Source organism: Microlunatus sp. Gsoil 973, assembly GCF_009707365.1.
Classification (GTDB): Bacteria; Actinomycetota; Actinomycetes; order Propionibacteriales; family Propionibacteriaceae; genus Microlunatus.
The window spans coordinates 3,804,261-3,830,363 of sequence record NZ_CP046122.1; the positions used below are offsets into that span (position 1 = coordinate 3,804,261).

Below are 26,103 nucleotides of genomic sequence, written 5' to 3' on the forward strand. Positions count from 1 at the left end.
CCGAGCTGACCTCGCCCGCAGGGCGCGCCCTGCTCGAACCGTCCGGGTGGAAAGTCCCCGACGGCGATGTCTACCCGACCGGTACTGACTGGGTGGACGGGTACCTGGCCCCGCTGGCGGCGGCGATGGACGACCGGGTCCGGCTCGGCCACCGGGTGGTCGGAGTGGCCCGCGAGGACCGTGACCTGTTGGTCGACTCCGGCCGCGATGATCATCCGTTCGTCGTCCAGGTCGCCACCCGAACCGCCGGTGGCGTTAACGCGGTGAAACGGATACGGGCTCGCGCGGTGATCGATGCAACCGGCACACTGGCCCAGCCGAACCCCCTCGGGTCCGAGGGCTATCCGGCCGCGGGCGAGGCCGCAGCCGCCGACCGGATTCTGTACGGGATGCCCGATCCCGAACGCGATACCCACCGCTATTCGGGTAGGGCAACGGCCGTGGTCGGTTCGGGTGCGTCGGCGTTGACCGCCTTGATCGCCCTGACCTCAGCTCCCTTTGTACACACGGGATTCGCGCGTGCTGTGGGTGGTGCGCCGCGGTTCGGTCGGTGGCTCGTACGGTGGCGGCGAGGCGGACGAGCTGCCCGCTCGGGGAGCCCTGGGCATCCGAGTCCGGGAAGCAGTCCAAGCCGGCAAGATCCAGGTCGTCACCGGTTTCCGCACCGTCGGCGTCGATCGCGACCACCGCACCGAGCGGGTCGGCTTGATCGGTTCGGACGGTAGCCGCGTCGACGGTCTGGACGAGATCGTCGGCGTGACCGGATTCCGGCCGGACATGACGTTCCTGTCCGAGGTTCGGTTGGAGTTGGACAACCGTCTCCAGGCGCCGGTCAAGCTGGCGCCGGAGATCGATCCGAACTATCACTCCTGCGGCTCGGTCCAACCGCACGGCCATCGGGTCCTCGCCCAACCCGAGCCGGGCCTGTACCTCGCCGGGATGAAGTCCTATGGCCGAGCGCCGTCGTTCCTGGCGATGACCGGTTATGAACAGGTCCGCTCGATCGCCGCCGCACTGTCCGGTGACCTGGCAGCCGCTGACGATGTCCGCTTGGTGCTGCCGGACAGCGGTGTCTGCGGCGGCGCCGGTCTTTTCGACGACGACGCCTCGGCGGGTGGTTGCTGCGGTGACGCACCCGCGACCCAGGCGGTCGAGGACGTGCCGGCCCCGGACTGCTGCGGAGGAGCCCCAGCGAAGCCGGAGTTCGTCGAGTTGACCGGGCTGGTCACCACCGGTGCCACCGGCGGCCGGGCGACCGACTGAGCGCATGACCACCGACCAATCTGCGCAAGCAGTCGGCCAGCACACATCCCCGGCCGGGCGACTGTCCCGGCTGGACCGCTTCCTGCCGGTTTGGATCCTGGCCGCAATGACCGCAGGATTGCTGCTCGGCAGGCTCATCCCCGGTCTCGGTGGCGCGTTGAGCAAGGTCGCAATCCAAGGGGTCTCGCTGCCCATCGCGATCGGATTGTTGATCATGATGTATCCGGTACTGGCGAAGGTCCGCTACAACCGGCTGGACACCGTCACCCGCGACGCCAAGACCCTGACGTTGTCGCTGATCTTGAACTGGATCGTCGGTCCCGCCCTGATGTTCACCCTGGCCTGGCTCCTCCTGCCCGACCTGCCGGCCTACCGAACCGGGCTGATCATCGTCGGCCTGGCCCGGTGCATCGCCATGGTGATCATTTGGAACGACCTGGCTTGCGGCGACCGCGAAGCCGCAGCCGTCCTGGTCGCGATCAACTCCGTCTTCCAGGTCATCGCCTTCGCCGGACTCGGCTGGTTCTATCTATCCGTGCTGCCTCGATGGCTCGGCCTCGAACAAGCCAGCCTGGAAGTCTCTCCGGCAAAGATCGCCATCTCCGTGTTGATCTTCCTCGGCATCCCGCTCATCACCGGGTTCCTCACCCGCCACTACGGTGAACGCGCCCGCGGCCACGAATGGTACGAGCACCGATTCCTGCCCAGGATCGGGCCCTTCGCCCTTTACGGGCTGCTGTTCACCATCGTCATCCTGTTCGCCCTGCAAGGTGACCGGATCACCAACCAGCCCCTCGACGTGGCTCGCATCGCCCTGCCCCTGGTGGCCTACTTCGCCCTGATGTGGGCCGGCGGATTCGCCCTCGGCAAAGCGGCCGGCCTGCCCTACCAACGCACCACCACGCTGGCGTTCACCGCAGCCGGCAACAACTTCGAGCTTGCCATCGCCGTCGCGATCGGCACCTTCGGATTCAGCTCCGGCCAAGCCCTCGCAGGAGTCGTCGGACCGCTGATCGAAGTCCCCGCCCTCCTCGGCCTGGTCTACGTCTCCCTCGGACTCCGCCATCGCTACAAGCCGTCAGCCGCAGCCGTCCCGACCGGAAAGTAGTCGTCCATGTCCCGATCGAAGCCGACTGTTCTCTTCGTCTGCGTCCACAACGCCGGTCGATCCCAAATCGCCGCGGGTTACCTCAGCCACTTCGCCGGGGACACGATCGAGGTCCGCTCCGCAGGCTCCGAACCGGCCGACAAGATCAACCCGATCGCCGTCCAAGCCATGGCAGAGGAAGGCATCGACATCACGAACCAGAGACCCAAGATCATCACCGATCAGGCCGTCCAGACATCGGACCGGGTGATCACCATGGGCTGTGGCGACTCCTGCCCCTTCTACCCCGGCGTGAAATACGAGGAGTGGATCCTCGACGACCCTCAAGGGCAGGCCATCGAGACCGTCCGTCGCATCCGCGACGACATCAAACGACGCGTGCTCACCCTCATCGCAGAACTGGTACCCAGTCAGCGCCGGGTCTGAACGATGCTTGCACACGTCCGGAGACATGGGCAGCTCACCGTCTCAAGGCCCAAGAGGGCGCCCAGCGATATGCTCATTGCTGGTGACACAGATGGATCGGGCCCAGGTCGAAGGCGAGCTGGTTCGGGTCGAATCGGACTTTGAGCAGCTGGTTCGAACCCTCACGCCGTGGCAGCTGCGTCAACGCAGTGTCGGTACCCGCTGGACGAACCGCCAGCTGCTGTTTCACATGGTCTTCGGGTACCTGATCGTCCGGACTCTGCTGCCTCTGGTGCGTGTCCTGGCCAGGGCTGGCCTGAGCCGCCGACTCGCAGCGACCTTGAACGCCGCGGAACGTCCGTTCCACGTCATCAACTACCTAGGATCCGTCGGCGGTGGCCAAGTGCTGCCACCTCCGGCCATGCTCGCGCTGTTACGTCGAACGTTGCGGGTACTGCGGAGGCGGCTCGAAACCGAGTCGGAAGCCAGCCTCGCCCAGCGCATGTCCTTTCCGATCTCGTGGGACCCGTACTTCCGGTCGACCATGAGTGTGCTGGACGTCTATCACTACGGGACGCAGCATTACCAACACCACCGCCGCCAACTCGCCACCTCTCCGGGCGAGCCGACGTCTCCCGGCGGGAGTCCGACGGGTCCGCCACCGTAGGCACGGTGGGATATGAGCGCGGGCGCGACAGGGACGTCGACCCGAGGCTCGCCTTCGACAAGATCATCTGCCCGGTGTGCGCCGTACCGGGTGCCGATGAGGCGTCCTACGCTGGTGCATTGGCCGGGGCGCGTGTGGCCGCTCATTCACGATCTTGAGCGGTCCGGGCTTCAGGCGTCCGGCGCCCTGTCGGAGTAGTTTCCGCGCAGGTTCTGTGCGCTGCGGTGGACGATCTCGAGCATCTCCAGCAGTCGGCGCTTGTCCGACGCGCTGAGAGCAGAGGTCAGCGCATCGTCAAGGTCGGTGCGCTCACGCTCGACCGGCCCCTGCAGATCCCGACCCTTGGCGGTCAGCCACAGTCGGACGAGGCGGCTGTCCTTCTCGTCACGAGCACGCCTGACCAGACCCGCCTCAGACATTCGGTTGGCCATCTTCACCACCGCCGGCGTACTGACATCTGCCAATGCAGCGAGCTCACCCGGAGTCTGACCGTCCCGTTCCCACAACGCTGCCAATAGGTGATCCTGCCCGAGGTGCAGTCCGTGGCGTTGTAGGGCGGCATCGGCCAGGGCGCGGATCGCTTTGTTCGTCCTGCCGTGAAGGTCCAGAAACTCCGGCATGGCATCTGCCTCCTCAGGTTCCGATTTGCAGCCTGCCTGATCGTTAGCCGGTCATTCTTGTATCACTAACCAGTTCATGATTGGCTGATCATGATACTCATCACCGGAGCGACGGGGCGCGTCGGAAGGACGCTGGTCAACGAGCTCATGCAACGATCACTCCAGGACGGCGCTGCGCGAGGTGGCGTTCTACCGAGCGGGTTCTTCGGTACGGTTGACGTTCGCCTCGTTGGCGCCGATCCATTCGAGGGCGATCTGTGCGACTTCCGTCCAGCCGGAGTCGATGGTCAATGAGTGGCCCTTGCCTTCGATTGTGCGGTAGTCGGTTCGGGACGGGCCGTCCGCGTACAGCTTGACGACCTCTTCGGTCACTTTCTGCGGCACCACATGGTCTTCTGTGCCCGAGATCAGCAGGAGTGGCCCGCGCTCGGCGTGATGGGTGTCGACGGCGGCAGGTGAGTTCCGCACGAAGTTGGCTGTTGCATCCTCGAACAGTGGCCGGCCAGGGCCCGGAATCGTCCACTGCGCGTGGAGGGTGTCGGATTCCTCCTCGCTCAGAGTGTTGCCGAAGCTGTAGCGGAACTGCTCGCGGGTGAGCGCGACTGTTCTGTTCCTGTTGGCGGGGTTGCTCAGCACCGGCCAGCCCGACTTCAGTTGGGAGAACGGGAGCGCCTTGACGCCTTTGATCGGCGCCGGGTCGATGGCCACAGCTGCAGCCGCGTAGCCGTTGGCAAGGAGTTCTTGGGCGATGAGACCGCCGAAGGAATGGCCGACGACGATCGGAGGCGCCGGCATGGCATCGATCAGGGCGGCGTAGTGGCGACAGATCGCCTCTATGCCGACGCCATTGAGTTGCTCGGCGTGGTCACGGGTCTGCTGCACTGTGGCGCTGTCGCCGGGCCACCCGGGTGCCGACGTGGTGTAGCCGTGCTCCTCGAACAGGGATTGCCACGGCGCCCAGGCAGTCGCGTGGATCCATAGACCGTGGACAAACATCACCGGCACGCTGCCGGACAAAGGCGAATCAGACACAGCAAGACTCCTTGGGACGATGAAATTTCAGGATCGGTTGGATGGACGGATGACTACAGGGTTGGGATCAATCCGCCGTCGACGGTGAAGTTGGCACCGGTCACGTTCGCTGCCCTGTCGCTGGCCAACAGCAGGACCAGATCCGCGACTTCGTCGGGACGGGAAAATCGACCTGTCACCGACCCGGCAGCGGCGTCGGCCGCTACCTCTGCCGGAGCCCGTCCCGCGTCCCGGCCAACCGTCTGGGCCACGCCGTGCTCACCCAGCCAGAGGTCGGTCTCCACCGGACCGGGGCCGATCGTGTTGACCCGGATCCCCGCCGGCCCGACTTCCTTCGACAGTGACTTGGAGAAGTTGGTCAGCGCGGCTTTCGCCGCCGAGTAGTCGATGACCAAGGGGTCAGGAAGGTAGGCGTTGACCGAGCCGATCGTGACGATGCTGCCGCCGGCTGCCATGTGCGGCAGCGCCGCGCGGATGGTTCGGACCGCCGCCAGAAAGGTCAGGTTGAATGTGCGGTACCAGTCATCGTCGGTGACCGTTGCGAAACCTTCCGGCCGGGGTGTGACCCCGCCGACGTTGTTGACGACGATGTCGACCCGACCATCAGCGAGTTCGACGGCCCGATCCACAAGCGTCTGTGGGCCGGACGGGGTGGATAGGTCGACGGGAACGAACGCCACACCGCCGGCCGATTGCAGCGAGGCAAGGTCCGGCCCCAACGTACGAGCTCCCGCCGTGACCTGAACACCCTCCCCGACCAAAGCGCGGGTGATGGCAAGACCGATTCCCTTGCTGGCTCCCGTGACGACAGCCGACTTCCCGGCCAGCCCAAGTTCCATGGCCCCCGACCCTTCCCCGATACACAGCACACTGCGCAGGGAGCCCGTTCAGCCCGATCGCCGATGGCGACCTTGCAGAAACCCCGAGCCAAGTAGACGGATCCGTCTATCTACAATGGGGGATTATTGTCCAGCGCGACATCACCGGTCAAGAGCCGGAAGGGAGGATCACCCATTTCCTCGGCAGCCCCCGCAGAATCGGGCGCCGCCCGCCCGTCACCGGCACGCGACCGCATCCTGGGCACCGCCATGCGGCTCTTCACAAGCGTCGGCGTCCGCGCGGTCGGCGTCGACCGGCTTATCGCCGAATCCCGCGTGGCCAGGATGACGTTCTTCCGCCACTTCCCCAGTAAGAGTGACCTCGTCGTCGCATTCCTGACCGCGCGCGCCCGCGCGGACCGCGAAGAACTCTCAGAGATCCGCCGCACACACGGACCCCGTGCATTGCTCGCTGCGGTGGAAGCGGGCATCACCTCAGCGACAACCGCCGATGGATTTCGTGGCTGCGAATTCATCAACACAGCCGCAGAATTCTGCGACCGCGACCACCCGGCCCGCGTCGTCATCCACCAGCACCGGGCATGGATCCGAGACCAGATGAAGGACGCCCTTACCGACCTCGGCCATCCGACACCCCTCGCCACCGCCGAGACCCTCCTCATGCTCCGCACCGGTGCGATCGTGGCCGCATCACTCGAAGGCCTCGACAACACCGGTGAACTGGAGAAGTGCTGGTGGACCCTCGTCGACAGACCCGGTAGCAGTCGGACCGCCTCGACCAGCTGATGCCCGTGGTGAAGACAGCCGCGCTACGCTGCCCAACCCGTCACCACAACCCGCCACCACAATTCGTCACGACAGCCCGCCACCACCACCCGCCATCAGAGCCGTCGTCCCCGGCGAACCCTGGTCAGTCGCGCACGGCGACGATCAGTTCGATCTCGACAGGTTGGTTGTCCGGCAGGTTGGAGGTGCCGATCGCACTCCGGGCGTGCCGGCCGCGCTCGGCGCCGAACACCTCGATCATCAGATCGCTGAAGCCATGCATGACCGCCGGCTGCTCGTGGAAGTCGTCGGCGCTGTTGACGAAGCCGAGTGCCTTGACGATGTGATCAACGCGATCCAGGTCGCCGAGATAGTCCCGGATGCTGCGCAGCAGCTGGATGCCAGCTGCCCTGGCCGCCTGATAGGCATCCTCGCTGCTGACCTCGGCACCCACCCGGCCGCGGTAGAGCAGCGTTCCGTCGTTGGACGCCGGACCGTGACCGGACACAAACAGCAGGTCCCCGTGTCGCACCACCGGAACAAGGCCCTTCCCTGCGGGCACCTTCGTCGGTAGCTCGATGCCGAGTTCGCGCAGCTTCGTCTCAATGGCTCCCATGATCAAGTACTCCCCTGTCGGGCCGGAGGACATCCAGCACAGCCTGCAACACCAACTCATCCTCCCCGGGCTGGAGTGTCTGCGGATTGAGAGCTATGGCGTCATCGCCTGCGGTGCCGACGGCGATACGGGGATCGTGGTCCCACAGCGCCGCCACCAGTTCGTCCCGGCCGAGCTTTGCGCCCGGGCCGAGGTGCACCACAGCTCGGCCGTGCGGCTGACCTGCTTCGCTGGGAAAGGCCCGCTCGGCGCGAACGCCGGAGATCCCAGCAAGGCCGTCCACCCAGCGGGTGACCGACGCCTCGTAGCCCGCGATGATTCCTGGTTCGTCCTGGTCCAGCGCCCATTCCACAGCGGCGAGAAGACCCATCAACTCCTCCTTGCCGACCTTCATCGGGCGTCCGATGCCGTGATTGGGGCTGCCGTTGAACCGGCAGCCCTCGACGAGGTCCCGGCGTCCGAGGATCAGCCCGCTGGCCTGCGGTCCTCGCAGACCCTTGCCGCCGCTGAGGATGACCGCATCCGCCCCGTACTCCCCGGTGAATCGCCAGAGCGTGGAGATCGGCGGGATCTGCGCGGCCGCGTCCACAATGACCGGAACATCCCGCCGATGCGCCGCCATCACCACGGCGTCCAGGCCGAGGGTGCCCGCAGCCAGCACGCCGGCGAAGTGGAGCACCGCTGCCGTCCGTTCGCTGAGTGCGGACTCCAACGCATCGGCGGTCGGCTCGATCTCCACGACCCGGGCTCCGGTCTGACGAACGGCGAGGTCGTACACATTGCGCTGGCCGCGTTGAATGATCACCTCGTTGCGGGGCAGGGTCGAGGTGTCCGGCAGCAGGACTCGTCGTTCCGGAACCAGGCCAACGAGGCAGGCGGTGACGGTGAGCACGATGCCTGCCGTCGCTCCACTGGACACGTAGGCCGCTTCGTTACCGGTGAGGGTCGCGAGCCGCTCGCCGACCTTGCGATGGAGCTCCTCCAGGTCGACGAAGCTACCGGCCGCGTCCGCCATTGCCTGCACCACCGGGGCGGGCATCAATGAACCGCCCAGCCTGGTCAGGGTGGCCGAGGCGTTGATCACGCCGCGAACCCCGAGGCTCCGGTAGACCGACCCCAGGTCAAGGGCGGTCATCCGATCGTCCGCGCAAACCGGCTCATCGCCTGGACGCCGAGTTGTTCGGCGACCATGGCGTCCAGACGATCATGGTCGGTGCCGCCGGCGAAACTCAGATCGTAAGTGCTGACCGGTCCCCCGAGCGCTTCAAGCAACGGCGCCAGGAAATCGGCGCCGCTGCTGGTGCCCGGTGCGCCGACACTGATGATCGTCCTGGCCGTGATCCTCGACGCATGAACGAGCGGATCGACCAGCGCCAGTGTTCGTCCGATCTGTGGCTCCAGCTCCGGATGCAGACGCAGCAGATCGTTCAGTTCCTCGATGGGATAGTCGCTGGAGAGCTGCCGCGCCTCGAGCGCCCGGTAGAGCATCGGCGTCGCATAGCGGATCAGGGAGAACCCGGGTCGCCGCGCCGCAGTGATCAGCGCCAGGTCGTCTCCGGCCACCGACACCCTGTGCGGATCCACCTCGGGACGGCCGAACAGGAACTCCGCGCCACGGAGGCAGTCAGCGGCGATCGCCCGGTAGATGTAGGTGGCCGGATCCTCGATGCCCAGCGTGAGCAGGCCGGGATAGGGGGCGACGAAGGGCGAGTCGGCCAGCCGTTGGCCGCGGTGCATCACCACAAGGACCGCGTAGCGCAGCCGGTCCAGATGATCGGGGACGTGGTTGACGCTGCCGTAGCGCGGCACTTCGTACACGGCCGGGAACGGGCCGTCACCGGTCGGCACGCTGTAGTAGGCGAAGAGCCGATAGGGACCGATGCCGGTCAGCCGCACCCGATAGACGGTGTACGCCGCACAGGACCGTTCATGATCGACTTCGAGCGACGGCCGGGCCGGCATCGTCGCCAACTCGTCGTCGACGGCCTGCCAGTATGGGTTGAACTCCTGCGGCTGCATGGGTGCGTCGGTCATGCGACCGGCTCCATGGCGACCACCGGAACAGGCCGCAGCTGCTCGGCCAGGAACGCCTGCACCTTTGCGTTGACCCAGTGTGCACCGGCGTCATGAGCGCAGCGTGGGGTGGCGATCAGCTGCTTGGAACACTGCAGCGCGGAGTAGACCGCAAAGCCGGTCTCCGGCGGACACACGTCGTCCTCCAGTCCGATGTAGACCAGCATCGGCGCAGTGATCGCCGGAGCGAAGTTCAGACCATCGAAGTACGGCAGTGTCTCCTCGATCGCTTCGCGTTCCTCGGGGTGGGCACGCAACCGCTCGGTGATCTCGTGGTACGGGTAGGAGGTGGTCAGCCGGGCAGCATCAACGAAACCGCACAGGTACGGCGCTCCCGCCGCGCCGCAGGCGACCAGATCCTTCCGCAGGGCAGCCATCACGATCGTCAGCGCCCCACCCTGGCTCGATCCGTGTACGCCGATCCGGTTCGCGTCCACCTCCGGTCGTTGGGCGACGACATCGACCGCCCGGCAGGCGTCGGCATAGAAGGCGCGGTAGCCGTAGGTGAACCGGTCGACGCTGTTCTCCACCAACAGCCCCGGATAGTTGGCATCGGCCGCAGAGCGGGAGCGGACCTTGCCCCGGGGTGCGACCGCGAGCGCGGCATATCCCAGTTCCGCCCAGCTCTTGGGTATCACCGGGTCGGAGATGTAGCCGGGGACGATCAGCAGGCCCGGGTACGGCGGTGTCACCAGCTCCTGGCGGGGGCGCGCGTACCAGGCTGAGATCCGGACACCGTCCAGGCTGGTGTAGCGGACGTCGTAGACCTCGACCCGATCGGTGCTGCGCAGGTCGTCCCGGACGAACTCGGCGTCGATCGGAGAACAACCGAGTTGGTCGGAGACTTCGGCCCAGAAGTCATCGAAGTCATCGGGGCGAGGTACCTCGATCTGATAGTTCTCCGGGTCCCTGGTTCGTGTCATCGACTGCTGCTTCCTCCTTGATCAACACCGAGCCGGCGGCTGAGCGCACAGGTAGCGGTGGAGTGCCTCATCGATCAACTCCGCGTAGCGAACCGGTCCATAGATCTGGCTACCGTGATCGCACAAGCGGCGCGCGCTGCCCTGGTTGGCGCAGAGATGGATCGGGTGATATCGGCCATTGCTGGTCCTCGATGCAATGACCCATACCTCATCGGAACTCGATTCGCAGCTACCAGCGCTCTTGTCGAAGTCAAGCACCTGCTGGGCAACTCGCTCCGGCTGTCCACCGGCTGCGTCCAATGCTTCTCGCTCGGTCCGAAACACAGCCTGCATCTCAAACGACGCCGCGTCCTGAAAGAGAACCCACACGCGACGGCTCACCCTACTCAACGGCAATCCTTTCCGAACAGGTGCTACTTACATCCCTGCAGAGCTTCCTGGAACTCCTTGCGTGCCGTGTCTCCACCCTGGCTCTTCCACTTCTTGATCGCGTCGTCGAGGTAGGACATCGGCTGACGTCCGACGGCGATGCTGTTGAATGCGTCGGTCTGGATCTGCGTCAGGGTTCCCGACTTCTGTGCCCAGGTGGGCGAGTACAGCCCCATGGTCGGATCCTTGATCGCATTTGAGATGAGCTCATCCTGGAAGCCTTGGATGCGTTCCACTTGGCCCGGCTGGCCGGGGTAGAAGTAGTTGATCTCGGTTTGGCCACACAGATAGTTGATCCCGTCGGTCCACGTGCTCGGGGCGCCGGTGACGGACTTCGGCGCGCCATTGTCGTCGTAGTGGAACATGGTGCCTTCGATGCCGTAATAGACGTAGGTGTACTCCACGCTGCCGTACGGTGCGGCCCAGTACTCCATCAGATGCAGCAGTTCCAGGATCCGCTTCTCGTCCTTGATCGAACTGGGGATCGCTCCGAATCCGTACGACGCGGAGCCGAGAGCCATCCTCGGGCTGCCACCGTCATAACCGGGCGGCAGCCAGGGCTGGGAGTCGGCCTTCGGATCATGCTGCGTCGTGAGAGCCATCACCGAGTTCGGCGCCGATGAGAAGTAGCCGGGGCCTCCGCCCAGGACGAGACCGGTCCTGCCCGACTCGTACTGCTCCAGCCATTGGGTTGACGACATCGTCAGGGTGTCCGGGTGGATCGTCCCGCTCTTCCACAGCTTCTGAGTGAACTGCAGCACGTCGCGGTATTCGTCGGACTCCCAGTCCTTGGACAACGTGCCGTCCTTGTTCAGGCGCCAGTTGTTCGGACAGTGATACATGCCGTTCCACAGCCCCGTGACCATCTCGGCCATCCCGTAGGTAGGCTTGCCGTCGCCGTTGGGGTTCCCTGTGTGGAAGGCGGTGAACATCTCGAGGACGTCATCCGGCGACTTCGGGTCGTCGACGCCGAGCTTCTTGGCCCAATCCTTGCGGTACAGGGCCAGCAGACCGTTGACCGGTTGGATGGGATAGGGCACCCCGAAGAGCTTCCCCTGGAAGGAGCTTCCGACCCAGGTCAGCTTCGGGATGCGTTGGAGGTTGGGGAAATCCTTCAGGCCGTCGCCGCTCAGATACTGCGTCAGGTCGTGGAATGCGCCCTCGGACACAGTTCGCTGGAAGCCGGCCGCACCGGACACGGTGAAGTTGACATAGGTGATGTCCGGGAACGACCCGCTGGCCGCCAGGGTGAGGAGCTTCGCGCCGTAGTCCTGGGCTGCGGCCAGCGTCGGTTGGACGGTTACCCCGAGTCGCTTGTTCAGTCCTTGCCACCATGGATTCTTGCCCACGCCCGGCGGTGGCGCACCCCACAGGATCTGGTAGGTCGACACGTTTCCGCCCTTGCCCGGAGGCTCGGGGACTGTGACGTACGGCTTCGGGTAGTCGTGCCAGCCGATCGGGGTGCCGGCAACCTTCGGGATGATCGCCGTCGAAGCCGGTGGTTTGGGATTGGGAAATTTGAGGGCCGAGGTGCAGGCAGCGGTCGTACTGGTCTTGCCGGTGCTGCTGCACCCGGCTGCGGCCGCCAGGGCGGCGCCGGCGAGACCGGATAGGAGCAGTCGCCGACCGACCACCGGTCGGGCGGGGTTCTGGGGAATCTGCAGCGGGTGTTCGGCAGTCATGGCCAGTCCTTGGATCGCGTGATGGTTTGGGGGATGGTTCAGCCCTTGATCGCTCCCGAGAGGACGCCCTGGGTGAAGTACTTCTGCAGGAAGGGATAGACGATGATGATCGGAAGGGTGGCGATGATCACCACCGCCATCTGAACCGTTTGCGGAGGTGGCAGTGGTTGGCCCGACTGCTGGGTCGGGTCGGCGGAGCCAAGGCTTTGGCCCTGGAGCACGAACAGCCGCAGCACAAGTTGAACCGGCCACTTACCGGGGTCGTTCAGATACAGCAGGGCGTTGAAGAAGTCCGACCACAGTCCGACGCCGTAGAAGAGCGCGATGACGGCGAGCACCGCCTTGGACAGGGGCAGAACCATGTACCAGAAGATCCGCACTGTGCCAGCGCCGTCGACTCGCGCGGAGTCCAACATCTCTTCGGGGATGTTCATGAAGAACTGTCGGACGACAACCAGGTTGAACGCGCTGATCATGCCTGGGACGATCAGTGACGCATAACTGTTCAAGAGCCCGAGGTATCGCACCAGCAGGTAGTTGGGAATGATCCCGGCACTGAACAGCAGCGTGCCCAGGGCCAGGAGCAGGACGAGCCTGCTGCCTGGCACATCACGGGTGCGGGTCAGGCCGTAGGCCAATGTCGTTGTCATGATCATGCTGAAGAGGGTCCCGACAACGGTGATGCCGATACTGACCTCTATGGAGCGGATCACGGCTCCGTTGCGGAGGATCTGACGGTAGGCCTCGAGCGTGGGGTGCTTGGGGATGAGCGACACGGTCGAGCCGTTGAGGTCACCTTGGGACGACACGCTGACAGCCAGCACGTAAAGGAAGGGGAAGAGCATCACGGCTGCGACCACGAACAGGGTGATGGCCTTGGTGACGGTGACGGGAATCTTCGGCCGCTCCATCCAGAGCGGACGTGAGGCGATTGACCGGGTCGGCATCAGAACACACCTGCCTCACCCATCATGTGGGCGATCTTGTTCGCACTGATGACGAGGATCGAACCCACCACCCCCTTCACGAGTCCGACCGCGGCGGCGAGCCCCCACTGTCCGCCGACGATCCCTTCGAAGTAGACGAAAGTGTCGAGCACCTGTCCGGCATCGGCGCCGACAGCAGGTTCCTGCAGCAGGATCTGCTCGAACCCGGTGGTGAGGATGTTGCCCAGGTTGAGGATCAGAAGCAGGATGGTGATGCCGCGGATCCCCGGCAACGTGATATGCCACATGCGCCGCAACGAGCCGGCGCCGTCCATGGCGGCAGACTCGTACAGCGCGGGGTCGACTTTGGAGATTGCGGCCAAGAAGATGATCGTGCCCCACCCGACGTACTTCCAGATGTACTGCAGGACCATCATCGGCTTGAACAGATCGGGGTTGCTCATCAGGTTGATGGGACCCATGCCGTGGCTCGTCAGGGTCTGATTCAACAGACCGTCGCCACCCAGCACCGATTGCCACACGCTGACGAGTACGACCCAGCCGATGAAGTACGGAAGGTAGACGACCGTCTGGATGACCCGTTTGACCGTTTGACTCAGGATGCTGTTGAGGAGCAGTGCCAGAGCAATCGGTGCGGGGAAGAAGAAGATGATCTGGAGCCCGTTGATGATCAGAGTGTTCTCGATAGCTGTGACGACATCGGGGTTCGTCACCAGGTTGACGAAGTTCTGCAGTCCGATCCACTGACTGTGCAGTACACCGAGAAACGGCGAGTAGTCCTGGAATGCAACGACATTCCCCAGGAGCGGGATGTATCGGAAGACGACGAAGAACAGAAAGCCCGGGATGATGAACAAGTACATGCCCCGCTCGTACCAGACCCGAGACCAGAGCGATTTTCGTCGTGGCCGCGGGAGTTCCGCAGACGTCGCAGTGGGCGATTCCGGGCCGAGTGGCGTTGATTCGGAGCGTACGACACTGGTCATGCGAGGGATCCTCCCTTCGCTAGATCTGCAGAAGGTTCGAGCCACCCGGTGAGTTTGACGTCCGTGGCGCTCCGGGCAGGTCGGAGTTCACCGCCGTCGCCGACGGGCTTACTCCCACGGATCGACGCCCAGCAGCTTGCGACCCAGCTCCGTCAAGTGCGCCGGCTCGGGACGCGCTTCCTCGATGCCGCGTGGGTCGCCGGGGAAGGCCTTGCCGGCCGGATGGGTGTTGCGCTGCCAGATGTCGACCCGTCGGCGCGTGGCCTCCGGATCATTGGTCGCCGGGTTCATGCTGATGTACTGCGCAAAACGCGGCTTCCCAGACGTGTTGTGGCCGTTGCCGTGCAGCAACATGTTCGTCCACACGATCAGGTCGCCGGCAGCCAGGCGTGGGTGGGTGATGCTGTAACCGGTGTAGTCGGGATTCCTTGAGGCGATCTGCTCCGGAGTCTGGGTCTTGAGGAAGTTCTCCAGGTCCTGGTAGGTCTCCGGGATGCACTGGAACCCACCCATGTCGGGCTCGGTATCGGTGAGCGCAAGTACGCCCTGGACGTGGAACGGAATGTCCGGGAACGACTCCATGTCGGCGTCCCAGTGGATCATCCCCTTGTGGTTGTATTCGGGGTGCGCTGGGTCAACAGGCGGCTTGAATCCGACTCGATCGATCGATACTGAGAGTCGATCGGTCCCGTGTATCGCACGGAAGATCTCATACAGCCGTTCGTTCTGCCGGTTGTTCCACATCGACTGGTAGTGGTACATCTCCACCATGCCGCCGGGGCGGATGATCTCCGGCTGGTACCAGGAGTCACGGTCGTCGGGGCTGGCTCCGGTGTGTGCCCACAGGTCGTTCAGGACGGCATCGAGATTCTCCTGCGGGACCACGTTGTGGATGATGACGTAGCCGTAGGTCTTGATGTGGTCGTGCCAGGTCGTCGAATCTTGCGGGTCGTGGACGGTCGCGGTGCTCATCGTGCGCACTCCTTGGGATAGTGGGGGTTCGGTGTCCGGGCGGCTGGTTGCCTTCGCACTTCGGCGATCACCATGCGCTGCCGTAGCTTCCATGGACAGGCCCGCGACTGGTTGATGTCGGACCGGACGCGGAATGTGCGTGATCTTCGTTGTTATCGTCGCGCGGGTGATGATCTTGGTTGCAATCTTGATCTTGGTCGTGATCCTGATCTTGGCAGCGATCCCGAGCCTTGGCCCCGGCTTGCGCAACGCGGCGTGCTTCGGCGCAGTACTCGCTCGGCCTTCAGCTGATGCTCATCGGCCACCTGTGTCCGCTCCTTGGACGTCATCGACCCGATGCGGTTAGATACAGTATGCATAAAACGGCGGAGCTGCGCTACCCTCTTCTCAACCCCTTCTGATGTCTGGCATGTTGCCGGGCCCCGCTGCCTGGCCATCTGCTAACCAATTCGACAGGCCATGCGCGGCCACGCCGCAACGCACACCTGGCCGGAGAAGACGGAGTCCGCGATGGAGCGACCCAGGATCGCGTTGATCATCACCACCTATTTCGATGCTTCCCACGCCGACGTCATCGGCACGCGGCTGATTCAGGGATATCCGTGGCAGGGCACGTTGCACGAGCCCAGGGTCGAGGTTGTGTCGTTGTATCTGGAGCAGCTCGGCGACTGCGGATGCCGGGACGGTGCGGTGCGCGACCGCCCGGACATCGGCGTCGACATCGCCCGGAACGCGGGGGTGCCGATGTTTCCCACCGTCGCGGAGGCGATCGGGCTCGGCCGCGGCGGGGTCCAGGTCGATGGTGTCGTGATCATCGGTGAGCACGGTGACTACGAGGACAACGTCCTGGGCGAGAAGCTGTATCCACGCCGGCGTCTGTTCGACGCCGCGGTATCGACGATGATCAGCGCCGGCCGGTTCGTTCCGATCTTCAACGACAAGCACCTGGCCTGGTCCTATCAGGATGCGCGGGCCATGTACGAGACCGCGCAGCGGCTCGGCATCCCGCTGCTCGCCGGCTCCAGCATCCCGTTGGCGTGGCGCGTGCCAACCGGTGCCCGGTGGCGTCTCGGGGCGCCGATGTCGGACATCGTCGCGGTCGGCCACGGTCCGCTGGAGGCGTACGGATTCCACAACCTCGAAGGAATGCAGGCACACGCCGAACGGCGGGCAGGTGGTGAGTCCGGCGTGGTCTCGGTCCGTGGATTGTCGGGAGCCGACGCAGCTGCGGCGATGGCCGACGGCAGCGTCGACCGTGACCTCTTCGAAAGCGCCCTTTCGGTGTTCGATCTCGATGATGACCAACGACGGCGCGCCCGTACCCAACCGCAGGACGTGTTCCTCGTGACGTACGCGGACGGATTGCGAGCCGCCGCGGTCAACTGCACGGGCTCCTTGACCGGCTTCGCCGCGTCCGCTCGCGGGCCAGAGGATGAGCTCACCTGCAGGACGTGGCTGCAGGGTGGGCCGGAGCACGGCCATTTCATCTTCCTGACCCGGCAGATCGAATCGCTGATCAGATCCGGCCGGTCCCCCCTATCCCGTCGAACGAACCCTGCTCACCGGAGGGATCCTCGATGCTTGCCTGCGTTCCCGACACGACGGCGCCGTCGAACGAGCCACACCCGAGCTGAACATCTCCTACCAGCCGGCTGGTGAGGTTGCCGACACCGGAGTCGATCTGCCCCTGCCTGATCCGATCGAACTCGGAGTTTGAACGCTGAAGTACTGGCGTCAGATTCATGCATAATGTATGACACCTAAAGCGCCCAGCAAACGTTCTGCGCGGCGGAGTCGCTCATCCTGGGGCGTCGGGCTGGTCGAGGGTGAGGGGTCGATCAGGGAGGTAGCAGTGGTGGCAATGCGAACTACACGGTTCGACGACCTCACCCGTGAGGAGCTTGCACGCTTGGCGCCCGGCGCCACAGTGGTTGTCCCGATCGGGTCGATCGAGCAACACGGTCCGCATCTGCCGGTCTGCGCGGACACCGAGATCATCACCCATGTGGCTCGGTCTGCGGTCGAACTGGCGGCGGAGACTGCGTCTGTGCTGGTGACACCGACGCTGCCGTTCGGGCTTGCGCAGCACCATCTTCCGTTCGGGGGCACGATCTCCTTCTCCTCGAAGGTGTATCTGGATCTGCTGACGGAGATCGGGACCAGCCTCGTCAATGACGGATTTCAGCGCATCCTGTTCCTCAACGGCCACGGCGGAAACGTCAGCGCCGCGGCCATGGTCGCCGACCGGCTCGCGTACGAGTACCGTCTGGACGCCCACATCGCAGCGGCGTCCTACTGGGAGTGTGGCGCAGACTCCTTGGCCAAGCTGGATCTCGACGGAGCACCAGCGCCTGGGCATGCGGGGTCATTCGAGACCTCGTGCCTTCTGGCGTTGCGGCCGGAACTGGTGCACACGGATCGCATTCCACCAGCAGAAGGGGAATTGCAGCCGCTCGCCGAACAGTCAGCCTTCACCTCGACCGTGCGGCTTCCCGAGGTGTGGCAGCGCAGCGACGGCAGGACCGATGACTCGCACAGCGCATCCACCGAACTCGGGCACATCGCACTGAAGATGATCATTGCGGATGTGGCCGAGTTCATCGTGCGCTTCCACCGCACCTGATAGCGACGGGCCAGCCGCTCCGCGGGCTCGCCGGCATCAGATCACCGCGACTGCACCTCCTCCATCTGTGCCAGCACGGCGTCTCGGGTCCACTCCAGGTGTTTCCGCATCAGCGACTCCGCTCTGTCGGCGTCACCCGCGGCGATCGCCTTGAGGATCTCCTGGTGTGCCTTGTGTGCTGCGTTCCGGCCGCCCGGGACGACCGCACCGACTCGCGCCTGCACGGCTTCGATCTGCCGGGTAGCATGCGAGGCCAACTCTGCGATGACAGGATTGCCAGCCAGAACGGTCAATGCCTGGTGGACCTCGGCATCCAACGGCGCGGTGTGCTCCTGATCCGACAGGGATGCCTTCTGTCGACGCAACATCTCCCGCGCCTCGGCCAGTTCAGCCTTCGCCGGCTTGCGCTCCGCACCCTTGCGAACGGCGTAGCACTCAAGTACCAGCCGCGTTTCGTACAGATCTGCGACCTCATTCGTGCTGAGTGAGGCGACCTGTGCTCCACGCCGCGGATAGATCTTGACCAGCCCCTCATGCTCCAGGCGTCGGATGGCTTCTCGGACCGGGGTGACCGAGCATCCGAAATGGGCGGCCAGCGCCATCTCGCGCAACCGATATCCCATCGGAAGTTGACCCTGCGAGATGGCGTTGCGCAACGTGAGGTGAATACCGTCCACGACCGTCGGCGATGAGATCAACGTCGAGGGGAGTCGCTCGGTCAGATCGGTCATGCCTACATTATGTAGGATGTGCGCCGCGCAGCCGTCTGCTCTTCAATGCTTCGGGTTGACTCCGAAACGTCTGCCGCTGGACGCCCACCGGGTGGTGCGAGACGCGCTTCCGGAAGACGATCCAAGATCGTGATCATCGGCGATGACAACCGGTGCTGGCACCGAGAAGATTGAGACGGCTCCGACAGAGCGCGCTCCGGTGCGCTCTGATTGTTCCCCCGACCAACCGAACGTGCCCCCGTCGCGACTCCATCAGAGCCACCAGTGATCATTTATACCTGATCAGCTCGGGACGTGATCATCGGGGTGTTGTCCGAAGTTTCGGCAGAAGTCCGCACCTGTCGCTAGGCTATGCGCGGGGCAACCGCCCCAAGTGGATGGAGATCCTCACAGACGCTTCCCCCCAGAAGATCTGAGATCTCATCCCTGTTGCCCCGCCCGGCTCGACCGTGGACCCCCGACCGCGACTCGTGGCCGGGCGGGGACAACAGCAGCCCCCGATCCGCTCCGGCCCGTCGGGGTTTGCCTACCGGAACCGCTGGTGACGCACCCGAAACGCAGCAATGTCTATCGCGAACCTGGCCGGTTCGCCGCGTGGCCGGCGAACTACGGCCTGTGGAGCTGGGGCGAAGAGGTGGTGGCGATCTTCGTCTCCGGATGGATCGGTCCGGACACCGGATTGCACCCTCGGGACAGGTCCCGGCCGTTCATTCCCGTGGTCGCGCGCAGCCACGACGGTGGGCAGTCCTGGACCCACGAGAAGTTCACCGGAAGGATTCCCGGGGGTTCACAAACACTGTCCGGCGACGAACACGTCGGCCCGGATCTGCAGATCGGTCCACGTCTGGACGACCGTGACTTCGTGCGGCTGTCCCGGCCGATCGACTTCACCGATCCGGAGACGATCGTGCTCGTCGGACGCACCGGGATCGTGGCCGGGGCGGAGTCCTGGTTCTACGTCAGTGCCGATCGAGCTCACACCTGGAGTGGTCCGTACCGGATTCCGCGGTTCGGTCAGACGGCCGTCGCCGCTCGGACCGACATCGTTCCCCCTCGGCCCCGGCGAGGCACTCTTCCAATTGACCACTGGCAAGCCGGACGGTTCCGAGGGTCGGATCCTGTCCACCTGGACCGGGGATGGCGGCCGTACCTTCGAGCCGCGAGGCTGGATCGGAGAGACACCTGCCGGGTACGCCATCATGCCGTCCTCCGTGGTGATCAACGCCAGAACTGTGCTGTGCGCCAGGCGCTGCGCCGCTGAGCGTGCCAGCTGGATCGACGTTTATGCCAGTGCCGACCGTGGTTACCGCTGGCAGCTCGTGGGCAGGCCGGTGCCGGATACGGGCAATGGTGGGAACCCGCCGGCGCTGGTGCGACTGCCGGATGATCGACTCGTCCTGGTCTATGGGAGTCGGGCCGAGCCGTACGGGCTGCGCGCTGTCATCAGCGACGACGACGGGAAAAGCTGGTCGCCGTCGGTGCTGACCGACGACATCGCGGTCCGTGACATGGGATACCCGAGGGCCGTCGTGATGGACGATGCCACGGTCTTGGCCGTCTACTACGCGAACTCGGCAACCCGTTCCGAGCGCTACATCGAGGCGGTGCGGTGGCGCCCGTGACCGGGCTATCCGCTTTCTGGGGTCAGCTCCGGGCCTTCTCGGAGGAGCCCTTCAGGACCGCTCGTCGGCTTGCCCAGCGAGCGGATCGAGTAGGCGACGGACCTTTACCGCGTGAACACCACGTCGCGGAAGTAGTTCGAGTTCTGCCAGGAGGACGTTGGGTACGACCCGACCGGGCCGTACCGGCCGTTCGATCCGACGACGGTCTTCAGATCGCCGCTGGTGATCTGCGAGCCGAGCCCACCGTCGGTTGTGGCGTAGTAACCATTGCCGGTGTTCACCGTGACCAGGTATTCGGTGTTGGCCGTGATCGGCAGCGGCGTGGCGAGTAGCTGCTGTTGCCACCCCGATGCCGACTCTCCCGTGAACACCACCGACGCCAGCTGCTGACCCGACGAGCTCCAGATCCGGCCGGTGTGGGTGTCGCTTTCGTTTGCTGCCTTGTAGAACCGGATCGCGGTGATCTGGCCTGACGACGCGGAAGTGAATCTCGTTCCCAGCTCGTAGGGGACACCGTCGGTTGTCGAGGTCGCCGGCGTTTGGGTCGTGAAGATCGACTGCGGGTCGTTCTGCGTCGTGGACACGGTGACCGTGGTCGTCTTGGTGACCGTCCCCAGACTGTTCGTCGCGGTCAGGGTGTATGTGGTGGTCTGGGTCGGCGAGACGGTGATCGATGAGCGGCCGGAGACGTCACCGATCCCGTTGTTGATGGTAACGGTGGGGGCGGGGTTACCGGTGATCGCCCACGAGAGCGTTGCCGGCTGCCCCTGGAAGATCGTTCCCGGTGACGCGGTGAACGATGAGACCACCGGTGCGGCGGGCCCGGAAGCCTCGGCCTTGCGCTGCTGGAACACCGTCTTCGCCTGCTGGTACCTGGCCTGGGCGGCGGCGAGCTCGGTCGGGTAGTACTTGTTCCACGGCCCGCCCGGTGAGGTCTTGGTCAGCAGGTTGTCCATCCAGTCGATATAGAACTGGGCGTCGTCGGCGCTGGCTCGAATGGGCGCATCGTTGACGAGAACGAACGCCGCGGCGGTGTGCACCTGGTGGTCCTGGCCGTCGGAGTTCATTCGTCGGGCGGCCACCCAGCCGCTCTTGGCGAAGTCGACGTTCGCGGTCAAGGTGACCGGGGAGCCGGCCGTGACCGTTGCGGACTTGCTGGCGATGACCTCGCCGTTCTGCACCAGCTGGAGCTGCCCGGTGTAGCTCTGCTTGGCCGTCCAGGTGACGCTCACGGGGACGCTGCCCGCACTGGCCAGTCTCACCTCGTCACCCGGCCCGGCCGAGCCGTTCACGGTCATGTTGAGGAACTCGTTGTGGCCGTTGCGGGAGATCACGGTCTTGCCGGATTTGATCGCACTGATCCAGTTCTTGTACGTGACGGATCCGTTGCCCACATTGGCGTAGGTCAGCCTCGACCCGATCACGTTGATCCCGCAGGGGTAGTCGGTCCCCGCTGCGAAGCCGGGTCGGAAGCCGGTGTTGAGCAGCTTGTAGTAGGCCTCGATCCCGGTGTCACCGGTGTTGGTCACGTCCTCGGAGACGAAGTCTGCCGCCCCCAGGGCAACCTCGACCGGGTACTCGACCGGGGTGCAGCAGTCGAGGCTGTTCGGGATGCCGCTCGGCAGGTACTCCATGTGGGCGAAACCCGAGATGCCACCCTGCGAGTGCACCTGGTTGATCACGGTCGAGGGCATCTCGTCCCAGATCTGCCGGGCGCTGGTCTCACCGAGGTTGACCAGGTGCCCACCGAGTGCCTGGTGTGGGTACTGCGTGTAGGTGGCGTCCCAGTGCCACTCGGTGTCCCAATGGACCGTTCGGGTGGCTGTCGAGATGGACGCGTCCTGGCCGTTCACCAGCGGCAGGTCGGTGGTCGGGTTCTGCACCTCGCCGTTGCCGCAGTCTGCGAGCAGCGCGATGAATCGCAGATCCTCGGCGTCCATCTTCTGCTTGATGCTGCTCACCGATTCGGCGCTGCCTCCGCAGCTGCGGTGCACATGGATGTCGCCGGCGTACCAGCCGTTCGGCTCGGGGCCGTTCGATGTCGCTGCCTGCGTGGTGGCGGAGGCTGCCGTTGACTGGTCGGAGACGTTCCCGGCGGCGTCGTAGGCCGCCACGGTGTAGGAGTAGGTGGTGCTCGGGGTCAGGCCGGCGTCGGTGTAGTTCGTCGTGGGCGACGTGCCCACCTGGGTTCCACCGCGGTAGATCCGATAGCCGGTGACGCCGACGTTGTCGGTCGAGGCGGTCCACGACAGGTTGATCTGCGAGCTGGACACGGCGGTCGCACTCAGGCCCGTGGGTTTGGACGGCTTGGTGGTGTCCGGCGCGGTGACGGTCACGGTGGTGGTGGCCGACACCGTCCCCTCGCTGTTGGCCGCGGTCAGGGTGTACGTCGTCGTCTGGGTCGGGCTGACCGCCTTGGCGGTCAGGCCGGTCACGTCCCCGACGCCGTTGTCGATGGTGAGCGTCGGCGTTGGGCTGCCGTTGACAGACCACGAGAGCGTGGAGGAGTTGCCCGACGGAACCGACGCGGGTGAGGCCGACAGCGACGTGATCGTCGGAGCGGCAGGCTCCGAGGCGGTGGCCGGCACGACCTCGAAGTAGATGTGGGTTATCCGCGCACCGGACGTCGGCGCCGTCGTGGACATGGTGACCGGCGTCCCGGCGGTCGCCGTGGTGGCGTTCCGCTTGATGATCGCGAAGCTGTCCTCACCGGACACGTTGTACGAGGCCTGCACCGTCTCGGTGGACGGCACTGTCGGTACGCCCTTCTGTGCCCAGTCCCCGGTGGTGAGCCAGCCCCAGGAGCCGGCCGCCGTCGACGTGTAGCTGTCGCTGATCACGCCGGTCGCCCCGCGGCCTCCGCCGGAGGCCCCGATCGGCGCAGCTGTGTTCGCGCCGGTGAAGACCAGCACGGTGAGCATCCCGTAGTCGCCGTTGTTGCCGCCGATCGTGGCGGTGACGGTCATCGCGCGGGAGGTCGTGACCGGCGCCCAGTAGAGCTTGGCGTAGACGTCGTTGGTGGTGTTGCCCTTGGCCTGCACCTGCGTGTACGGCAGGTGGGAGCTGAGGTTGTCGCTGACGGAGATCGACTTGACGTCGCTGTTCCCGTTCGACTGCGCGGAGATCACCAGGACCGAACCGGCCGGCGGTGTGAAGCTGGCCGTGGTCAGCGTCTTGCCCGCCTTCTTGACGACTGCGGGCGTCGAGGCATCCAGTGCCAGCCCGGCAGCTGCAGCGGGTTGCGGCCGAGCGGCAACCAGCCCCACCAACGCCAGGGCGGCGCTCACCACGAACAAGAAAAGGACACGCGCGTACGACTTCATCGTTCCCCCGAACGCAGCTCGGTGGACCCCGGTGAAGCCCTCCGGCAAGCCGAGAATAGTCCACCACGGCCCGCTGTATGGCCGATTGGGAAAAGGGACCTTCGGTATGAGGATTTACATTCTTCGGCGCCGGTGTGGTCGACCCCAACATCGCCCTGGGCCTTCAGGAAATTGGCCGCCAGGCACTATTTGCAGCCGCGACGCGGAGGGAGACCGATCGACATGACACTTGTTGACTACCAGCGTGTTGCGGCCCGAGGGCAGTGATGCCGCGCCGATCAAACGCTTGCCCCGACGGTCACCGGGGGTCAACTCACCGGCCTCCGCCGTTCCGGCGTGTGCTGCGTGCGAACGATGCTGGATGATCGTCGCATGAACATCTCCGAGCCCGTGGCGCTGCTGATCGGGCGATCGGTCGAACTGGTCGACACGCTGTCCGAGGACGGCCGCCGCAACTCGGTCGTCAGGCTCCGAGTCACGTCCGGAGCCGAGGACGGCCGAACAGTGATCGCCAAGCAGACCGCCGGATTCCACGATGCCGAGACCAGCGATGAAGTCCGGCTGCGATTCTTTCGCGAGGCGGCGGCGGCCACCCTGCTGACCGAGCTGGCACCAGGGGAGCACACGCCACGGTGCTGGGGAGTCGACCCGCGCAACGGTCTGATGATCTTCGACGACCTCGGCACGGCGGCAACACTGGTCCAGCCCCTCCTGGAAGGCTCACCGGGCGCGGCGCGCTCGGCAATGATCAGCTTCGTACAGCGCCTGGCCTCGATCCATGCCGCGACCGCGCGACGATCGGCCGACTGGGACCGGACCGTCACCGCCCTGGGGGCACCGGCCGCGCTTCTTACCGAGCGGGTGCTGGCGCGGTACGGCCACGCCGTCGACGCCGGCCTCGGCGGTCTGGACAGACTGCTGGCAGATCTCGATCTGCCACCGGTCCAAGATCGTCTCGAGCTGCTCGTCGAGCTGGAGTCGGTCAAACAGACCCTCACCCGGCCGGGACCGTTCACCGTCCTGGTCCATAACGATCCCTGCCCTGACAATGTGGTGATCACGTCATCCGGTGCGCGTCTTCTCGATTTCGAATTCGGCCGACCTGGCCACGCTCTGATCGACGGGCTCTATCCGCAGTTGCCGTTCCCGTCCTGTTGGTGCTGTAACGCCGTCCCCGATGATTTCGGCGCGGAACTGGCACAGCTCTATCGAAACGGGCTGGAGGACGGAATCCCGGAAGCTGCCGACGATGATCTTTACGCCGAAGCGACAGCCCACGTAACGGCCTATTGGCTGTTGATGTCCTTCGAATGGATCGCCGAGGACGTGCTCACCCAGTCCCGCACCTGGGGCATCGCGAGCACCCGGTCTCGCGTCCTCAGCCGGCTGGACTCCTTCATCCGCGTCGCGGACGCCACCGATCGACTTCCGCGTCTAGCAGGACTTGCACGGCAATTGCGAGCCGTGTCGGCCGATCGATGGACGGGGGTCGACCCGTTGCCGGTCTACCCCGGGTTCGGCGTGGCCGCCAGCAACTGACCTCGATCCACAGTTGACAATGTCGCTACAGACAAGATCATCCGTCCGCGCCGACCGATATTCGATCGTAGGCCGTCCGGAACATCACTAGACTCGGCTGAGTGGCGAGGGTTGTGTTCATGTGCGGACCGGCTGGTGCGGGCAAATCCACGATCGCCCGCCGGCTGGAAGCAGGCGGCATGGAACGTCTCTCGTTCGATCAGGAGGCGTGGCGTCGAGGCATCCGCTCGATGCCGCTATCAAGGGAACTCCACGAAGAGATCGAGCGCGTGCTTCGGGCCCGCCTGCTCGAATTGGTCGACGCGGGTGCCGACGTTGTTCTCGACTTCGCCTTCTGGTCACGACGCGCACGCGCCGAATACCGCAACTTGCTGGTGGCCCGCGGCGTCGTGCCGGAGACGATCTACGTGGCAACGCCGCGCGAGGTAGTTCTGACACGGATGCGCACTCGTCGTCTCGGTCACGGCGACGACTACACCCTCGATGACGACCTCATTGCCAGCTACTTCGACCACTTCGAGCCACCGACCGAAGATGAGGGCCCATTGACCGTCGTCCGCACTGCCGACCAGTAACCCGGGTCTGTCCAGGGGCAGCCGGCCCGGAGGTTGGTGACGAGGACATCCTGCCCTCCCGACTCTCTCGATCTGGGACACGAATCCTCGGGCGCCGCCGCCATCGCGGGACCGTTCAGCTCCTTGCCCGAATGCCGGTCGATGTGGTGAGCCCGGTAACGACGTGAGAGTGAAGTTGTGCAGAGGCGACCATAGTGCTCCGGCAGATCGCGATGAGACCTGATCCAGGGTCGCCGAAGGGGCGAGGAGGTGTGGCAGCGTTGACAATCAAGACGGGATCGGCGGGCGGAGCTGATCTTGGGGTTGTTCCTGGTGTTCGGAGCCCTTGGTGTGCTGTTCGGCTCGGTGATGTTGAGTATGGTC

Annotated in this window: 24 protein-coding genes; 11 read left to right on the forward strand and 13 right to left on the reverse strand. The window is 65.0% G+C overall.

Translation table 11 applies throughout. The annotated features are described in order from the left end of the window. Positions 1–519 precede the first annotated feature (519 nt). The 4 genes from GJV80_RS24220 (at position 520) to GJV80_RS17915 (ending at position 3,443) form a co-directional block, all read left to right on the forward strand. Entirely contained in the window at positions 520–1,263 is a 744-nt protein-coding gene (locus GJV80_RS24220; RefSeq protein WP_230207820.1) for an NAD(P)-binding domain-containing protein, read from the forward strand. Between the two features lie 4 nt (positions 1,264–1,267). After that, positions 1,268–2,371, forward strand: coding sequence for an ACR3 family arsenite efflux transporter (arsB, locus tag GJV80_RS17905; protein WP_154689062.1), 1,104 nt, complete (start codon positions 1,268–1,270; stop codon positions 2,369–2,371). Between the two features lie 6 nt (positions 2,372–2,377). Beyond that, on the forward strand, positions 2,378–2,797 hold the full coding sequence (locus GJV80_RS17910; RefSeq protein WP_154689063.1) for an arsenate reductase ArsC: 420 nt from the start codon (positions 2,378–2,380) through the stop codon (positions 2,795–2,797). Between the two features lie 91 nt (positions 2,798–2,888). After that, on the forward strand, positions 2,889–3,443 hold the full coding sequence (locus GJV80_RS17915) for a DinB family protein (protein ID WP_154690360.1): 555 nt from the start codon (positions 2,889–2,891) through the stop codon (positions 3,441–3,443). 170 nt (positions 3,444–3,613) lie between these two features. Here GJV80_RS17915 and GJV80_RS17920 read toward each other — a convergent pair whose 3' ends face one another. The 3 genes from GJV80_RS17920 to GJV80_RS17930 all read right to left on the reverse strand — a co-directional run bounded on the left by GJV80_RS17920 (position 3,614) and on the right by GJV80_RS17930 (position 5,934). Continuing rightward, positions 3,614–4,063, reverse strand: a complete 450-nt coding sequence (locus tag GJV80_RS17920; protein ID WP_154689064.1) for a MarR family winged helix-turn-helix transcriptional regulator — start codon at positions 4,061–4,063, stop codon at positions 3,614–3,616. 189 nt (positions 4,064–4,252) lie between these two features. Further along, on the reverse strand, positions 4,253–5,095 hold the full coding sequence (locus tag GJV80_RS17925; RefSeq protein WP_230207821.1) for an alpha/beta hydrolase: 843 nt from the start codon (positions 5,093–5,095) through the stop codon (positions 4,253–4,255). Positions 5,096–5,148: 53 nt separating this feature from the next. Continuing rightward, positions 5,149–5,934: an SDR family oxidoreductase gene (locus GJV80_RS17930; protein WP_154689065.1), complete on the reverse strand. Its 786-nt coding sequence runs from the start codon at positions 5,932–5,934 to the stop codon at positions 5,149–5,151. Positions 5,935–6,060: 126 nt separating this feature from the next. Here GJV80_RS17930 and GJV80_RS17935 point away from each other — a divergent pair, with 126 nt between their 5' ends. Then, positions 6,061–6,720 carry a TetR/AcrR family transcriptional regulator gene (locus GJV80_RS17935; RefSeq protein ID WP_255455489.1) on the forward strand — a complete coding sequence of 220 codons (660 nt, stop codon included), beginning with the start codon at positions 6,061–6,063 and terminating at the stop codon, positions 6,718–6,720. Between the two features lie 124 nt (positions 6,721–6,844). Here the strand turns inward: GJV80_RS17935 and GJV80_RS17940 are convergent, their stop codons facing one another. The 8 genes from GJV80_RS17940 to GJV80_RS17975 all read right to left on the reverse strand — a co-directional run bounded on the left by GJV80_RS17940 (position 6,845) and on the right by GJV80_RS17975 (position 15,327). Then, the gene (locus GJV80_RS17940) at positions 6,845–7,315 is read right to left on the reverse strand and encodes a RidA family protein (RefSeq protein WP_154689067.1); all 471 of its coding nucleotides are present in this window, start codon (positions 7,313–7,315) and stop codon (positions 6,845–6,847) included. Next, positions 7,302–8,450: an aminotransferase class V-fold PLP-dependent enzyme gene (locus GJV80_RS17945; RefSeq protein WP_154689068.1), complete on the reverse strand. Its 1,149-nt coding sequence runs from the start codon at positions 8,448–8,450 to the stop codon at positions 7,302–7,304. Before GJV80_RS17945 ends, GJV80_RS17940 begins: the two co-directional genes overlap by 14 nt. Continuing rightward, positions 8,447–9,349, reverse strand: a complete 903-nt coding sequence (locus GJV80_RS17950; protein ID WP_154689069.1) for an acetylxylan esterase — start codon at positions 9,347–9,349, stop codon at positions 8,447–8,449. The genes GJV80_RS17945 and GJV80_RS17950 overlap by 4 nt, the downstream gene beginning before the upstream one ends. Beyond that, complete coding sequence (locus GJV80_RS17955; protein WP_154689070.1) at positions 9,346–10,311, reverse strand: acetylxylan esterase; 966 nt, start codon at positions 10,309–10,311, stop codon at positions 9,346–9,348. Before GJV80_RS17955 ends, GJV80_RS17950 begins: the two co-directional genes overlap by 4 nt. 413 nt (positions 10,312–10,724) lie before the next feature. Continuing rightward, positions 10,725–12,422 carry an extracellular solute-binding protein gene (locus GJV80_RS17960; RefSeq protein WP_154689071.1) on the reverse strand — a complete coding sequence of 566 codons (1,698 nt, stop codon included), beginning with the start codon at positions 12,420–12,422 and terminating at the stop codon, positions 10,725–10,727. Positions 12,423–12,460: 38 nt separating this feature from the next. Then, positions 12,461–13,369, reverse strand: coding sequence for a carbohydrate ABC transporter permease (locus GJV80_RS17965; RefSeq protein ID WP_230207823.1), 909 nt, complete (start codon positions 13,367–13,369; stop codon positions 12,461–12,463). Then, positions 13,369–14,400, reverse strand: coding sequence for a sugar ABC transporter permease (locus tag GJV80_RS17970; RefSeq protein ID WP_230207824.1), 1,032 nt, complete (start codon positions 14,398–14,400; stop codon positions 13,369–13,371). Before GJV80_RS17970 ends, GJV80_RS17965 begins: the two co-directional genes overlap by 1 nt. A 63-nt stretch (positions 14,401–14,463) precedes the next feature. Then, positions 14,464–15,327 (reverse strand): phytanoyl-CoA dioxygenase family protein, encoded by an 864-nt coding sequence (locus GJV80_RS17975; RefSeq protein WP_195908997.1) that lies wholly within the window; start codon positions 15,325–15,327, stop codon positions 14,464–14,466. Between the two features lie 510 nt (positions 15,328–15,837). Here GJV80_RS17975 and GJV80_RS17980 point away from each other — a divergent pair. Next, entirely contained in the window at positions 15,838–16,986 is a 1,149-nt protein-coding gene (locus GJV80_RS17980) for a hypothetical protein (RefSeq protein ID WP_154689073.1), read from the forward strand. 202 nt (positions 16,987–17,188) lie between these two features. After that, the gene (locus GJV80_RS17985) at positions 17,189–17,950 is read left to right on the forward strand and encodes a creatininase family protein (RefSeq protein WP_230208431.1); all 762 of its coding nucleotides are present in this window, start codon (positions 17,189–17,191) and stop codon (positions 17,948–17,950) included. A 41-nt stretch (positions 17,951–17,991) separates the two neighbouring features. On the opposite strand, the gene GJV80_RS17990 is transcribed toward GJV80_RS17985, so the two are convergent. Further along, entirely contained in the window at positions 17,992–18,681 is a 690-nt protein-coding gene (locus tag GJV80_RS17990; protein WP_154689075.1) for a GntR family transcriptional regulator, read from the reverse strand. A gap of 541 nt (positions 18,682–19,222) precedes the next feature. Between GJV80_RS17990 and GJV80_RS17995 the strand changes: the two genes are divergently transcribed. Together GJV80_RS17995 and GJV80_RS24225 are read left to right on the forward strand one after the other, a co-directional pair. Continuing rightward, positions 19,223–19,942 (forward strand): hypothetical protein, encoded by a 720-nt coding sequence (locus tag GJV80_RS17995; protein ID WP_230208496.1) that lies wholly within the window; start codon positions 19,223–19,225, stop codon positions 19,940–19,942. Continuing rightward, entirely contained in the window at positions 19,851–20,303 is a 453-nt protein-coding gene (locus GJV80_RS24225) for an exo-alpha-sialidase (protein ID WP_230208432.1), read from the forward strand. Before GJV80_RS17995 ends, GJV80_RS24225 begins: the two co-directional genes overlap by 92 nt. 104 nt (positions 20,304–20,407) lie before the next feature. Here GJV80_RS24225 and GJV80_RS18000 read toward each other — a convergent pair whose 3' ends face one another. Further along, positions 20,408–23,590 (reverse strand): DUF4082 domain-containing protein, encoded by a 3,183-nt coding sequence (locus tag GJV80_RS18000; protein ID WP_195908999.1) that lies wholly within the window; start codon positions 23,588–23,590, stop codon positions 20,408–20,410. A 408-nt stretch (positions 23,591–23,998) separates the two neighbouring features. On the opposite strand from GJV80_RS18000, the gene GJV80_RS18005 reads away from it, so the two are divergent. Continuing rightward, positions 23,999–25,165 (forward strand): phosphotransferase, encoded by a 1,167-nt coding sequence (locus tag GJV80_RS18005; protein WP_195909000.1) that lies wholly within the window; start codon positions 23,999–24,001, stop codon positions 25,163–25,165. Between the two features lie 101 nt (positions 25,166–25,266). Next, on the forward strand, positions 25,267–25,740 hold the full coding sequence (locus GJV80_RS18010; RefSeq protein ID WP_230207825.1) for an ATP-binding protein: 474 nt from the start codon (positions 25,267–25,269) through the stop codon (positions 25,738–25,740). Positions 25,741–26,103: the final 363 nt, after the last annotated feature.